Raw genomic sequence first — 13951 nt, 5'->3', positions numbered from 1 at the left:
CACCTTTCAACTTTTCCTCATGTGAGGAGAAGTATTATCCGGTATTAGCCCCGGTTTCCCGGAGTTATCCCAGTCTTACAGGCAGGTTGCCCACGTGTTACTCACCCGTCCGCCGCTCGTTCCACAGGAATCACCCCGAAGGGGTCATCCTGCTTCCCGCGCTCGACTTGCATGTATTAGGCACGCCGCCAGCGTTCGTCCTGAGCCAAGATCAAACTCTCAATAAAACTTGCACATGAATGTGCCGAATTGATCTGCTCGCTTCTATAAGCTAGCTAATTCTTACTTTTCTTTCATACTGGTTGTTTTGTTCAGTTTTCAATGATCAATGTTTGTTTGTCGTTTTTGCGACAGCTTTTAAATTATATCAACTTAATCTCTTCTTGTCAACAACTTTTTTGAAAGTTTTTTGAAGCGAAGTATTAAGTTTTGCTGTGTTGTTTCAGCGACGTTTAATAATATACCATGATATCTAAATTAAAGTCAATAACTTTTTAATAAAAACTTTTATTTTCTCTAAATATGTTATTCTCTGCTGCTCTCCGTATAATTCGGATCCATTATTACATGCCACCATATTATATGGACCTACTGAACAAATGTGCATAATTTTGCTTTATGATAAAAAACATAGCAACCATATTAGTGATTACTATGTCTTCCCTTTAATTGTTCACTTTATACTTCCTATGGAATATTGCATTACTTTTGGTGTCTTCCAGAATAACTTCAATTTTCCCTGATGCGATTAAATATTCCATTACACTAACTAAATCATACATATAAGCTTCTATTTCTGGATGAACTTTAAGTTCGCCGTAACCCCATGGTTCATTTCTGCAACGCATAACTTCAAGAAGATGATCCGAACATATATCAATTATTTTATTTATTGAAAATTCGATCGCTATAAGCATTAGCTCTACTTTCTTCTTTATATCTTCTTTACTTCTGATAAGTTCTTCGTACAATTTATAAATCTGCGGGTCAATTCTCTTCACTTGTTTCCAAACCATTACTTCAGGATGGTAGCCTTTATCTATAATTGATATCCTTGCAAGGTAATGAAGGGAACGCAGCATTCTACTATAGGAATCAAGATAATCATCAGATTGATACAAATTCTTCCCTTCACTATAGTTCCTTGTTAATTTAGAGAATTCAATTGCTAACTTCCTTTTTCTCTGTTCCTTAGGGAAAACTCTTAAGGTCTCCTTTAACTTATCTAAGTATTGATTACGATCATAAATTATCTTTCCATTGATAATCCATTCCATTGCTTTCCGGTATCTGCTTGTATTAATCCAGTCTTCCAGCACTTCTTGTTTGATTATGTGTAGTGCTGCAGATTTTTCTCCATACTCATAATGTTTCACAACCCACTTTTGTTCAGTATTGGCCACAATCACTAATAAAATTATATCGAAATTATCAGTTTCTGGACTAATCTCTTCTTTTTTCTCCATTATGATTATCCCGAGTGTATTCGGATTACTTGCACGTTCCTGATATATCGGCCGTAAGATATCCTCCAAGAAAACTCCCCCTTATTCTTCTTAATAATTAAGATTCGATATAAAACAGATGATTCCCTTTCTATATGTATAAAAAAATTAGGATTATTATATTAATTACCCTGAGAGATTTGTGTCCAAAACATTCTCATCATTATTCTTTATATGCTATACTACTATTAGCACGCAGGATTACTATGGAGGAGAAATAATGGCTGAAATAACCTATAAAAACAAAATAAACAGAATCCGTACCTTTGCATTAAGTTTAATATTTATAGGGTTCGGTATTATGTATGTTGGAATATTTTTCAGAAAAGTTGAATGGTTAATGCTGATCTTTATTATACTAGGAACATTGGCAATTGTTTTTAGTACTGTGGTTTATTTCTGGATTGGCTTGTTATCAACAAGAGCAGTACAAATTATCTGTCCCACCTGTAATAAACCAACAAAAATGTTAGGTCGCGTTGATGCATGTATGCATTGCAAACAACCATTAACAATGGACAAAGAATTAGAAGGAAAAGAATTTGACGAAGGCTATAATTCCAAGAAAAAAAGCCGCTAGGGCATACTGGCGGCTTTTCTGTTTCTCTCATTTCCTTAAAACACAAAAACACACGACATTAAGCCGTGTGCTGTTTTCAACAATTTATACAATTTGCTTTTTATCTTTTTTACAATCCTGACAAACTCCGTATACTTCCATTCGGTGATGGCTTACATCAAACCCCGTAATCTGTTCTGCTAATGATTCCACTTCATCCAGACTTGGATAATGGAAATCAACTATCTTACCACAGCTTTCACAAATAATGTGATAGTGTTTAGAAGTATTACAATCAAATCGACTAGAAGAATCACCATAAGTAAGCTCACGTACTAACCCAATCTCCCGAAAAACACGTAAGTTATTATACACTGTAGCAACACTCATATTCGGAAATTTACCTTCCAGCGCTTTATAAATATCATCAGCAGTAGGGTGAGTTTCTGCATTTAATAAAAACTCCAACACCGCATGACGCTGTGGTGTGATTCGAACTCCTGATGACTTCAGCTTTTCAACTGCTTCTTGCAACATATGTTCAGACACCGCCATGCACCTCACTTTCTCCTACAAATTAAATTAAGAATTGTTATCCTAATACCAGTTTACAATATAAACAGTATTAATACAATTATTACTTTATAATTCTTATAATTAGTGTACTCCTGTATAGCTTGTCCTGTCAATAAAAGTATATATGAAATACCAAATTTTTATTCGAAGTATATGGATTTAGATAAAAACTCTCTATTTGAGCCGGTAAAAGATTGTGTTCTGATATTATGTAATAAAGTGCAAGCAAATGCTCACACTTTATCAATGGTTACTTATTCAGTTCTTCACGAATGTACTGTAATGCGTCATCTACATGCCCCTTCACCTGTACATTGCGGAATTCTTTCTGTAATACACCCTCTTGATCAATTATAAAAGTAGAGCGAACAATACCCATATATTCTTTTCCGAATTTGTTTTTTAATTGCCAAACGCCGAATTGTTCTGCTACTTCTTTGTCTTCATCTACTAATAACTCAAATGGTAAATCGTGTTTGTCAATGAATTTCTTATGACTTTCCTCAGAGTCAGGACTTACCCCAAGTATGACCGCATTAACATCCTGGAAACTTTCATAATTATCCCTGAAGTCACAAGCTTCCGTAGTACAGCCTGGAGTATCGTCTTTAGGGTAAAAATATAAGACAACATTCTTCCCTTTATAATCAGATAAACTAACTTTCTCACCTTTGTTATTTTGTAATGTAAAGTCTTCTACTTTTTGACCTGTTTCTACCGTCACGAAAAATCCCTCCATTGATTAGTTTTTGCGAGTTATTATTTGTTTTCGAACATTTTCTACTACTTAGGTTACTTGAAATCAGTCAAAGTCTCAACTATTAACGACTGAGACGCTCTCCATTTTTCCCCTGCCAAATTTTCAGAAAAAAAGCAGGAGGCAAAATATATCCTATTAATGATTCAATTAATGCGAGAAGTCTCCCCCAGCCAATTGGTGTAATATCACCATATCCAACTGTCATTAAAGTTACACCACTGAAGTAGAAGGAATGTGCCAACGTTTCTAACGGAGGCAGACGGTGCAATTTGCCATCATCCAGTAACAGAACTCCCTGAAATGACAATACAAAGTAAAGACATGCAAATGATGTAAGTACAGTAAAGTATACAACTAACAATGTATAAAAAATCTCATAGGAAAAGTAACTTTTTTTATGAACTTTCCCAAATATAAAAGCATACAAACTGGCTATAAGCAAAAATGAAATTAATAGGATGGAAATTACAGCTATCAATGAGCAGCCGCTCCTTTTTCTGTTTATTTTTTCCTTTCTTTAGTTTACGATAGATGCATAGAGGTGATGACAGTTGATGCGGATTTATATCGTAGAAGATGATCGAAAGATTCGGGATATCCTGAAAGACTTTTTAGAGAAGTATAATTATGAAATTGAAACAGTAAAGGATTTTGGAGCTGTACAGACTGAATTCAAACAATATGAGCCCCATTTAGTCCTTTTAGATATTAATTTACCAAGGTTCGACGGCTTTTACTGGTGCCGGCATATTCGGGCGATTAGTAACTGCCCTATCATATTCATCTCTGCACGGGATAGCGGTATGGACCAGGTTATGGCAATAGAAAACGGTGCAGATGATTATATTACCAAACCCTTTCAATTAGAAGTGGTACTGGCTAAAATTAAAAGTCTGCTTAGACGTGTATATGGTGAATACCGCTCAGATAGAAACAATTCTATCATTGAAGCAGACGGTTTGAGTCTAGATACATCTACTTTCTATTTATCATATAACGGTGTCCATACACTTCTTACCAAAAAGGAATGTTTACTGGCACAGGCACTTCTCAGCAGAGTGGAGGAAATTGTTTCAAGAGAATATTTACTAGAGAAATTATGGGATGATCAGGATTTCGTTGATGACAATACATTAAGTGTGAATATGACACGTCTTAGAAAAAAGCTGGCAGACTTACAAATCACAGAGGCGATTACCACAATACGCGGTGCCGGGTATAAATTAGAAAAAACATGGGTGAAATAGCATGATGGCATATATAAGAGATCATTTAGCATCCATAATATTCTTTTACTCACAGATAGGTCTTGTCATACTTATCGCTCAATTAGCTAGCAGAATAGAAGGATATACCATTAGTAATGAGAATATTCTCTACATGTTGCTTGTAGTGACCTTCTTTTTACTTGTTTATCATCTTTTCCGCTATTTGAAATTTCGGGATATGTACCACTTTACAGAAGTTGATACTGCACGAACAGCCTGGCTGCCTGATCCACCAAATCAATTAACAGCCCAAATTAAAGAACATTATGAGAAACAATATGATGCATATAAACAGGAGTTAGAAACACTGTATACAGAGAAGAAGCAGGAAAGCATGTTTATTCAACAATGGGTTCACCAGATGAAAACACCACTATCTGTTATGAAACTCATTTTGGAAAAAGAGATGTATTCAATCCCTGATAACGCAAAAAGTGATTTGGAGGAGGAGTTGGAACGGATTGAGCATGGACTTCAACTTGCATTATATCAAGCAAGACTGCAACAGTTTGAACGGGATTTTCATGTAGAGAAAATTCCCCTTACTGAACTTCTTCGCTCAGTTGTACAGGATTATAAATCCAGTTTTATCAGAAATCATGTTTACCCAAAAATCGAGAATGATAACACAGTAATTATTTATTCAGATCCTAAATGGCTAAGATTTGTACTTGAGCAAATTACAGGGAATGCCATCAAGTATGCAAGCGGCACGAAAACACAAATACACTTTTATGTAACAAACACCAGCGGAATTTACCATTTACATATAAAAGATGAAGGAATCGGCATACCAACCCAGGACTTAAAAAGAATATTTGATCCCTTTTTCACGGGATATAACGGGCGTCATTATCAGGAGTCAACCGGCATGGGTTTGTATCTTTCCAAACAGATCTGTGATGCATTAAACCATAAATTATCCGTTCATTCCAAAGTAAACAAAGGAACGACTGTTTCCATCAGATTTGATAGATCCTGACTCAGGGAAATCTTACATCATTGTAAGGTTTCCTTTTTCATTTGAAAGAAAAATCGATAGGACATCCTGCTTTTTACGATTATAATAAAGAAAGAATTTGACCACAGGGATCTTACTTATGTTTGCCCTGTAATGAATTTAAGGATGGAGAGGAAGTAAACAGATGGCTATGTTAGAGGCGAAGAATATATCGAAAATTTACGGAAGCAAACGCGGTATTGAACATAAAGCAATCGACAATATCTCGCTTACAATTAATAAAGGGGAATTTGTTGGAGTAATGGGGCCGTCTGGCAGCGGAAAAACAACTTTGCTCAATGTTCTCTCAACCATTGACCGCATATCTGCAGGAGTAATTGAAATAAATAATCAGGATGTTACCAGAATATCGAAAGAGAAATTAGCAAAATTCCGCCGTAAACAAATTGGGTTTATTTTTCAGGACTTTAATTTGTTAGATACTTTGACAATCGCTGAAAATATTATGCTGCCACTGACTTTAGATGGGTGGAAAGTAAAAGACATGGAGCAACGTTTAGTAAAGGTGGCCAAACAATTAGGTATTGACTCCATACTTCGCAATCGCAGTTTTGAAGTTTCCGGCGGTCAAATGCAGCGGGCTGCTATTGCACGCGCGATTATTCATGAGCCTGCCATCATATTTGCGGATGAACCTACAGGGAACCTGGATTCAAAAGCATCCAAACAAGTAATGGAAGCCCTTAGTGATCTGAACAGAAAAAAGGAAGCAACGACGCTAATGGTAACACATGACCCATTTGCTGCAAGCTTTTGTGAGCGAATTGTTTTTATTAAAGACGGGAAACTGTTTAACCAGCTGGATAAAGGGGACAGCCGCCAGGCATTTTTTCAGGAGATATTAAATGTGCAATCAATGCTGGGAGGAGACACTGATGACTTTCAGACAGTTCGCCTTTAATAATGTTAAGCGGAATGCCAGGCAATATTTAAGCTATTTCTTCAGCTGTATGTTCTCTGTTGCAGTTTTCTTTATTTATGCTGTCATTATGTATCATCCTGAAATTGATGGGCATGATTTTCGCGAAAATGTGCAACGCGGAATTATGAGTGTAGAAGTTATTATTTTTGTTTTTTCCTTTTTGTTTGTCCTTTACTCCACAGGGGCTTTTATTAAATCGAGAAAGAAAGAATATGGATTGCTTATGACGCTCGGTATAAGCAAGAAACAACTTAATGGTTTATTAATTTTAGAAAATACTATTATTGGTGTGGTTTCTATTGTTTCAGGTCTGCTTGTTGGTATAATTTTTGCAAATATCTTTATCATGGGCTTTTCCCAAATACTTGGCATTGAGGGTACTCTTGGTTTTTATATTGCACCGAAAGCTGTAATTCTTACAGTTATCAGTTACTTCATTATGTTCGAATGCAACTCCATTATCGTTGTCTGGACCTTAAGAACAAATGCAGTTATCGAATTATTCCGCGGGATGAAAGCTCCGAAGATAGTGCCGAAATTCTCCTGGATATTAAGTATTTTCGCAATTGCTCTCATTGTATCTGCTTATTATTTAGCAGCTACTGCAAGCATCATGACCATTTTCCAGCGAATGTTTATCATTTTAATCCTTATTATTCCAGGGACATATTTCTTATATACGCAATTTTCTGTCGCATTTATCTCTCTGCTTAAAAGACGGAAGAATGTTTATTATCATCAGACAAACATTCTTACCATTTCTGAACTTAACTATAAAATGAAGGACCATGCGAGACTGCTGTTTTTTGTAACGATCTTAAGTGCCATTTCTTTCACTGCTTCCGGAGTGTTATACAGTGCTTTCCAGAGTGCAGAAACTGAGGCTGCAGCATACACCCCTAATGATTTCTCCTTTTTAAGCAGAGGGGCAGATAATGTCGCTAAGATGGACCAGGAAATAAAAAAAGTGATTCAATCATTTGAGAAAAACCAGGTAGATTTTGAGATGACAGTAGTTGATAGAAAGATGGCACAAATTACCAACATGGACAGTGAGACATGGATTCATTTAATGTCCTATTCAGACTATAAAAAACTTGCCGAATTAGCGGAGACGAAGATATACCCATTGAATTCCGAACAGAAAACATTGCTAATGCTGCCATACTTGATGTCTTCTAATAATTTAAACATCCCTGATAGTATTACGGTTCAATCAAAGAATTACGAAAGTCAGTTAGAGACTGTGCCTATACTGTCGATTGTTAATGACATCTATCAGACGGGTTATACAATTGTTGTCACAGATTCACTTTATCAGCGATTTGCAAATGTTGCTGAATCTGAAGAAATGTACCGCTATGCAGCATTTTCGATAACTAATTGGGTAAGGCATACTGACATTGTGAAAAATATTAGTATGGAACTTAATCAAGATGTCGTCTCAAATATAGATTCTAAAGCAGACTTTTACAACGTTATGAAAAACTCTCTCTCTCATACCCTCTTCTTCGGGTTGTTTATCAGCGTTTTGTTCTTTTTAGCAGCGGGGTCGATTCTTTATTTTAAGATGTATCAGGATTTAGACAAAGATATCGAACAGTACAAGGCTTTATATCGCATCGGTCTAACAATAAAAGAAATGAAGATTATTGCAACAAAGCAAATTGCTTACTTATTCTTTATTCCATTCGGTCTGGCTGTACTTCATGCAAGCTTTGCATTTAAAGCACTGCAAAATATGCTGGCATCTTCTATTGTAATACCCAGTATTACATTAATCAGCTGTTACTTATTAATTTATGCTGTTTACTTCTTTTTTATCAGAGGGTTATACATCGCGAAAATTAAAAAAGTAATGTAAGTAAGATTGTTTTTTCCTCCATTCTAGTTAATGCTATAATGAACATGCATTTTCTATAATGGAGGTTTTATTATGCAATTCACTCAATCGGAAGCTTTACATAAAGAAGCTCAAAAACATATTGTTGGTGGAGTCAATTCTCCGTCCAGAGCGTATAAAGGAGTAGGCGGCGGATCGCCTGTTTATATGGAAAAAGCGGAAGGAGCTTATTTCTGGGATGTAGATAATAATAAGTATATAGACTATTTAGGTGCATATGGACCGATTATTACCGGACATGCCCATCCACATATAACAAAAGCTATTATAGCTGCTGCTGAAAATGGTGTCCTTTATGGAACCCCAACAAAGCTTGAAAATATTTTTGCCCAGAAATTAAAACAGGCCATTCCATCAATGGATAAAGTTAGATTCGTAAATTCAGGTACGGAAGCTGTTATGACCACTATCCGTGTTGCCCGAGCCTACACTAATAGAGAAAAAATCATCAAATTTGCCGGCTGTTATCACGGACATTTTGACGCGGTCCTCGTCCAGGCGGGTTCAGGCCCATCTACTCTGGGAAACCCGGATTCCGCTGGAGTAACTGAAGCTACTGCCAAGGAAGTGATTACTGTTCCCTTTAACGATATCGATGCATATAAAGAAGCTCTTTATCATTGGGGAGACCAGGTGGCCGCAGTGCTGATTGAACCAATTGTTGGAAATTTCGGCATTGTTGAACCATTTGAAGGATTTCTTCAGGAAGTAAAAAATCTTGCCAATAAAAATGGCTCTTTACTCATATTCGATGAAGTAATTACCGCCTTCCGCTTCACATATGGCTCCGCTCAGTCACTTGTTGGTGTTGAACCTGACATGACAGCACTCGGCAAAATAATAGGCGGCGGACTGCCGATCGGTGCATACGGCGGCAAGCAGGAAATAATGGAACAGGTAGCACCTCTTGGTCCCGCATACCAGGCTGGTACAATGGCTGGTAATCCTGCATCAATGTCATCTGGCATTGCTTGTTTAGAAGTATTGAGTGAAGCAGGTATTTATGAAAAGCTGGATCGACTTGGAGCATTACTCGAGGAAGGTATTACAGCTGCAGCAGAACAACATAACATAAGTATAACAATAAATCGGTTAAAAGGTGCATTAACTGTCTACTTTGGTAACGAAAAAGTGACAAACTATGCTCAGGCTGAGGCAACGGATGGCGAAAAATTTGGTCAGTTCTTTAAATTGATGCTGAAACAGGGCATTAATCTAGCGCCATCTAAATATGAAGCATGGTTTCTAACCATTGCACATACGGAAGAAGATATCAGACATACCATTGAATGCGTAAATCAAGCTTTTGAAGAAATGGCAAAATAGATTAAAGAGGACCAAAAGTGGTCCTCTTTTATTTAGGAAACAATAGATTCCGGCTTTTTATCAGGTTCTGGTTTGATTAAAAACAATGTAATCAGAAATGCAATCACACTTAACCCTGTTAAAAACCAATATAATATCTTTTCGTAATCTCCCATCATTAGGGCAATAACAGGCGGCCCTGCTGCTACCCCCAGAAAACGCATACTGCTGTACAAAGAGGTAATGGTTCCACGCACTTCTTTCTTTAAGCCTTCCGTAATCAAAGCATCTAACGCAGGTAACGACAACCCAATACCTAAACCGGCAACTGATAAAAAAACTGATAATGCAACAAATGATAAATTAGTATTTATAAACACTAATCCAGCTGCAGCAATTAAATTACCAGCAAATATTGTCCATTTCATAATTAATTTATTCTTGCCTATTTTCTTTCCTGCGGCAAATGAAGCAACACACAATAACAGAAGTGGGATAGCGAGTACAAACCCCTTCCATGTTCCTTTTAAATCAAACCGTTCTTCTAAAATGGTGGAGAAATGGAACAAAAATCCAAACAATATAAACATATTTAGACATCCTATTATAAATACAGTGATGAGCCATTTCCCATTATCAGCAAAAGTTTGTTTAACCTCCTGAACAAACTCGTGGAAAGTCTTATCTTTCTTCTCTGCATCTTCTTTAGGCGCCTTTACAAGGAACCATACTAAAAGTATTGAGATTAAGCAAAAGATTGGTATAAATACAAAAGGCAGATACCAGATAAATGCGGCAAGCAATGCCCCAACAATTGGACTTAACACTTTACCAAAAGTATTGGAAGTTTCAATTATCCCCAGTCCTGCACTCACTTCTTTTTCATCCTCAAACATATCACCAACTGTTGGCAGTACAACCGGAAATGCACCAGCAGCCCCAATCCCCTGTAAAAAACGCCCAATCATTATCATTACATACGGATCAGTCATATTCCATGCAGCATAAGCGGATAGCAATCCACCTGCTCCAGTGATGATGAGACTTGGAATAATGACTTTTTTCCTGCCAATCTTGTCAGATAAATAGCCTGCTATCGGGATAAGTATAATAGCTACAATCGAGTAGATAGTGATTATTAAGCTCGATTGAAATGACGATATCTTAATTTCCTTTTCCATTATCGGCAATATAGGAATTAACATAGAATTCCCCAATGTCATCACTAATGGAATAGATGCCAGCGAAAATAATGCCAACTTTTTGCCCTTCATCATGCTTCTCCTTCATTCATATTTATTTTTAGTTCCTGCTTCCTATTGTTTGTCTAAAGTAAAAAATAATACGATGGAGAACAAAAATTTCTTTTAGCAAAGGAATTTAATTGGTAAATTTGTTATACTGTCTGTAAAGTGATAATACATAAACAGAAGAGGTAATCAAATGTACAGAATTCTTATAGTAGAAGATGAAGAGCTATTCCTGGATGCAATTAAAACAGTGATTAATGTTCAGCCAGATATGAAAGTCGTGGAGCAGTCTTCAAATGGATTGGATGCCCTTTATAAAATTGATGTTGTAAATGTAGATATTGTGATAACAGATATTAAAATGCCAAAACTAAATGGAATTGAGTTTATTAAAAAGGCTAAACTAAGATATCCTCACTTAAAAATATTAATATTAACAACATTTAACGAGCAGCCCTATATAATCGAAGGATTAGCACACGGTGCCAGTGGCTATATTCTTAAGGAAGGGGATTTCCATGAAATTATTCATACTATCCGCAATACATTGGAGGGAAAGATTACTCTGCCTCCGGAAATCGCTAAACAACTGTCCTCCTATCTTTTGCAAAGCAAACAGCTGTTAAGTGATGATGTTTTACCAAATTGGCTTGATGATGACTTTACCCAAAGGGAAAGAGATATATTAATCCATTTAAAAAACAGGTTAGCAATAAAAGAAATTGCAAGTGAACTTTCTCTGTCGGAAGGAACGATTAAAAATTATTTAACACTTATTTATCAGAAATTAAATGTGAAGAATCGCATGGAAGCGATAAAACTCCTGAATAAAAAAGCATGATCATTAAATATTTAAATGATCATGCCATTATTTCTATTCAATTGGAAGGGTAAAATAAAAACATGATCCTCTTCCTCTTTCACTCTCCACACCAATTTGTCCCTTGTGCTGTTCAATAATTTCTTTTGCAATAGCTAACCCTAGTCCTGAACCGGAATTTGGCTTGTTTGATTTGCGGTAAAACCTGTCAAAAATATAAGGAAGCTCCTCCTTATCGATCCCTCTGCCAAAATCCTTCACTTCTATCCGTAACTTGTCTTCATTGTTAATTGTTACTGAAATTCGAATCATATTTTCTTCTTCCCCGTGTTTTAAAGCATTGTCAATAAAATTACGAATAACCTGAATAATTCTTTCCTTATCAATTTGAATAAGATATTTTTCATTAACAGGACAAATGCTTTCCAATTTTAAACCTAACTGATTCAATTCGTAACCAAATAATTTTTCAATCTCCTGAACAAATGCATTAATTCGGACTGTTTCTTTATGGATGGACCATTTTCTTGTCTGTAATTGGGATAATTGAAATAAATCATTTGCTAATCTTTTAATGGACCTGGTTTTTTGGATTAAAGTATCTAATAAGGCTTCAGATGGCTGAATATAGCCTTGTTTAATCAATAATAACTGTTTTTCAAATGCGTTCATCGGTGAACCGAGATCGTGGGCGATATTCTCCATCATATCAGATCTGCTTTTCTGTAATTGAATCAGCTCTCCATTTTTACGTTCCAGCTCCAAAGTGCGTTTAATAACTTTATGTTCCAGGGAATTATTTAATTCTTTCAGAGATTGAGCCAATTCCTGATTTCTTTCCGAAATTTTATCATATCTCTTGGAAATGATGACACCTTGTAAAACTAAAAATAACAGGACACTATAAGTTAATATCATAGGGAAAATAGATATATCCCGTTCAACGGTTATTTCAATAACAGCAGCTACTGCCATAATTACTATTCCGAGTATATTGATATAACTTCCTTCTCTTTTGTTAATAATTGCTTTGATTCCTGTAATAATAACAAAATATAAAAGAAATAAATAAATAAAAGCAGTCTGTACCCATAAAAGGTTCGTATAAATGAATGTTGGTGTAACAAGAACAAATATTAGAAAAGCTGCCATAACTGAAATAGCTATCGTATAAATTTTATTATTAATATCCTGCTTATAAAGCTTGTACATAAATTGAATAAGTAATATCATGCCAAGTAGAATACTCATATATTCAATCTTTGTCATTACATTCCACGGTATTGCAGGAAAGAGAGTATAAAATACGTATTCAGTGAGTAGAAAGGTTCTGACCATAGCCATAAAACTAATTAAGCTAATATAGAGAAAAGTGTCATTAGAATGGTTAATCATATACTTCAGGAAATAATAGATACCAAGAATTAAAAATCCGCCAATTAGTAATAATGGCTCTAACTGTTGCTTAATGAGAAAGGCTATTGTGTTATTGCTTTCACCATAATAGACTTCTTGGAAGATCCCGCCTTCGCGAAAAGAAAAATTCGATACATGTATGATCAGTTCATTATTTACCTGATCTGGTTCATAATAGATTAATTCATCACGTAAATAAGGTTTTTCTGTTTTTGATGATTTCCCTAATTCTCCTACCTCTGCTACTAATTCTCCGTTAACATATGCTTTATAGGCAGAACCTATATATTGAAAAAAGAAGGAATGCCTTTTTCCTATATCTCTTTCAGAAATCTGATACTCCAGCCGGTATGTTCCTATCCCTTTTTGTTTCGCCTCACTTAAGTTCTTCCAGGAATTAGGGGTGGATACATATACAGGCTCTTGCAGCGAAATATCGGCTGGTTCTGTCCATTGATCAGGGTAAAATCCCCATTCGCCCGTTAACTGATAAATGGAAGCAGATTCAAAAGCGGGAATTTCGACACTGCCATTTTCTGCGACCAATTCATTAATGTGTTGTTTATCCTGAAATACAAAAACTAAACTCATTAAAGTTATTAATATGAAGAGAAGTGCATATTTTCTTAACATAGCTGCCATCCTT

At 35.8% G+C, this 13951-nt stretch carries 13 protein-coding genes and 1 rRNA gene; 7 read left to right on the top strand and 7 right to left on the bottom strand.

From position 1 onward, the window contains the following. Both BMW36_RS08315 and BMW36_RS08310 read right to left on the bottom strand, forming a co-directional pair. A 16S ribosomal RNA gene (locus BMW36_RS08315) occupies positions 1–227 on the bottom strand; the annotation flags it as partial. Positions 228–665: 438 nt separating this feature from the next. Beyond that, on the bottom strand, positions 666–1535 hold the full coding sequence (locus tag BMW36_RS08310; protein WP_089740402.1) for a nucleotidyltransferase-like protein: 870 nt from the start codon (positions 1533–1535) through the stop codon (positions 666–668). 190 nt (positions 1536–1725) lie between these two features. On the opposite strand from BMW36_RS08310, the gene BMW36_RS08305 reads away from it, so the two are divergent. Then, positions 1726–2085: a YgzB family protein gene (locus BMW36_RS08305; protein WP_089740401.1), complete on the top strand. Its 360-nt coding sequence runs from the start codon at positions 1726–1728 to the stop codon at positions 2083–2085. A gap of 84 nt (positions 2086–2169) precedes the next feature. Here the strand turns inward: BMW36_RS08305 and perR are convergent, their stop codons facing one another. The 3 genes from perR to BMW36_RS08290 all read right to left on the bottom strand — a co-directional run bounded on the left by perR (position 2170) and on the right by BMW36_RS08290 (position 3878). After that, positions 2170–2619, bottom strand: coding sequence for a peroxide-responsive transcriptional repressor PerR (gene perR, locus BMW36_RS08300; protein WP_089740400.1), 450 nt, complete (start codon positions 2617–2619; stop codon positions 2170–2172). A 271-nt stretch (positions 2620–2890) separates the two neighbouring features. Further along, positions 2891–3364, bottom strand: a complete 474-nt coding sequence (gene bcp / locus BMW36_RS08295) for a thioredoxin-dependent thiol peroxidase (RefSeq protein ID WP_089740399.1) — start codon at positions 3362–3364, stop codon at positions 2891–2893. Between the two features lie 97 nt (positions 3365–3461). Next, positions 3462–3878 (bottom strand): potassium channel family protein, encoded by a 417-nt coding sequence (locus BMW36_RS08290; RefSeq protein ID WP_089740398.1) that lies wholly within the window; start codon positions 3876–3878, stop codon positions 3462–3464. A gap of 76 nt (positions 3879–3954) precedes the next feature. Between BMW36_RS08290 and BMW36_RS08285 the strand changes: the two genes are divergently transcribed. The 5 genes from BMW36_RS08285 to BMW36_RS08265 all read left to right on the top strand — a co-directional run bounded on the left by BMW36_RS08285 (position 3955) and on the right by BMW36_RS08265 (position 9840). Continuing rightward, positions 3955–4647, top strand: coding sequence for a response regulator transcription factor (locus tag BMW36_RS08285; RefSeq protein ID WP_342707258.1), 693 nt, complete (start codon positions 3955–3957; stop codon positions 4645–4647). A 1-nt stretch (position 4648) separates the two neighbouring features. Beyond that, complete coding sequence (locus BMW36_RS08280) at positions 4649–5650, top strand: sensor histidine kinase (RefSeq protein ID WP_089740396.1); 1002 nt, start codon at positions 4649–4651, stop codon at positions 5648–5650. A 163-nt stretch (positions 5651–5813) separates the two neighbouring features. After that, positions 5814–6590 carry an ABC transporter ATP-binding protein gene (locus BMW36_RS08275; protein WP_089740395.1) on the top strand — a complete coding sequence of 259 codons (777 nt, stop codon included), beginning with the start codon at positions 5814–5816 and terminating at the stop codon, positions 6588–6590. Further along, the gene (locus BMW36_RS08270) at positions 6565–8475 is read left to right on the top strand and encodes an ABC transporter permease (protein WP_089740394.1); all 1911 of its coding nucleotides are present in this window, start codon (positions 6565–6567) and stop codon (positions 8473–8475) included. The genes BMW36_RS08275 and BMW36_RS08270 overlap by 26 nt, the downstream gene beginning before the upstream one ends. Before the next feature lie 72 nt (positions 8476–8547). Next, a complete protein-coding gene (locus BMW36_RS08265) occupies positions 8548–9840 on the top strand; it encodes a glutamate-1-semialdehyde 2,1-aminomutase (protein ID WP_089740393.1) in 1293 nt (430 codons plus the stop codon). A gap of 32 nt (positions 9841–9872) precedes the next feature. Here the strand turns inward: BMW36_RS08265 and bcbE are convergent, their stop codons facing one another. Next, positions 9873–11096 (bottom strand): bacillibactin exporter BcbE, encoded by a 1224-nt coding sequence (gene bcbE / locus BMW36_RS08260; RefSeq protein ID WP_089740392.1) that lies wholly within the window; start codon positions 11094–11096, stop codon positions 9873–9875. A 166-nt stretch (positions 11097–11262) separates the two neighbouring features. Here bcbE and BMW36_RS08255 point away from each other — a divergent pair, with 166 nt between their 5' ends. Next, complete coding sequence (locus tag BMW36_RS08255; protein WP_089740391.1) at positions 11263–11910, top strand: response regulator transcription factor; 648 nt, start codon at positions 11263–11265, stop codon at positions 11908–11910. A gap of 33 nt (positions 11911–11943) precedes the next feature. Here the strand turns inward: BMW36_RS08255 and BMW36_RS08250 are convergent, their stop codons facing one another. Next, the gene (locus BMW36_RS08250) at positions 11944–13938 is read right to left on the bottom strand and encodes an ATP-binding protein (RefSeq protein ID WP_175480383.1); all 1995 of its coding nucleotides are present in this window, start codon (positions 13936–13938) and stop codon (positions 11944–11946) included. Between the last annotated feature and the right edge of the window lie 13 nt (positions 13939–13951).

The organism is Gracilibacillus ureilyticus, from assembly GCF_900111195.1.
GTDB classification, from domain to species: Bacteria; Bacillota; Bacilli; order Bacillales; family Amphibacillaceae; genus Gracilibacillus; species Gracilibacillus ureilyticus.
This window is presented reverse-complemented; position numbering and strand designations above follow the sequence as displayed.

What these genes read in the sequence shown, in the direction of transcription:
- BMW36_RS08305 (WP_089740401.1), top strand. Translation starts at nt 1,726, where the DNA reads ATGGCTGAAATAACCTATAAAAACAAAATAAACAGAATCCGTACCTTT.
- perR (WP_089740400.1), bottom strand. Translation starts at nt 2,619, where the DNA reads ATGGCGGTGTCTGAACATATGTTGCAAGAAGCAGTTGAAAAGCTGAAG.
- BMW36_RS08285 (WP_342707258.1), top strand. Translation starts at nt 3,955, where the DNA reads ATGCGGATTTATATCGTAGAAGATGATCGAAAGATTCGGGATATCCTG.
- BMW36_RS08280 (WP_089740396.1), top strand. Translation starts at nt 4,649, where the DNA reads ATGATGGCATATATAAGAGATCATTTAGCATCCATAATATTCTTTTAC.
- BMW36_RS08275 (WP_089740395.1), top strand. Translation starts at nt 5,814, where the DNA reads ATGGCTATGTTAGAGGCGAAGAATATATCGAAAATTTACGGAAGCAAA.
- BMW36_RS08270 (WP_089740394.1), top strand. Translation starts at nt 6,565, where the DNA reads ATGACTTTCAGACAGTTCGCCTTTAATAATGTTAAGCGGAATGCCAGG.
- BMW36_RS08265 (WP_089740393.1), top strand. Translation starts at nt 8,548, where the DNA reads ATGCAATTCACTCAATCGGAAGCTTTACATAAAGAAGCTCAAAAACAT.
- bcbE (WP_089740392.1), bottom strand. Translation starts at nt 11,096, where the DNA reads ATGATGAAGGGCAAAAAGTTGGCATTATTTTCGCTGGCATCTATTCCA.
- BMW36_RS08255 (WP_089740391.1), top strand. Translation starts at nt 11,263, where the DNA reads ATGTACAGAATTCTTATAGTAGAAGATGAAGAGCTATTCCTGGATGCA.
- BMW36_RS08250 (WP_175480383.1), bottom strand. Translation starts at nt 13,938, where the DNA reads ATGTTAAGAAAATATGCACTTCTCTTCATATTAATAACTTTAATGAGT.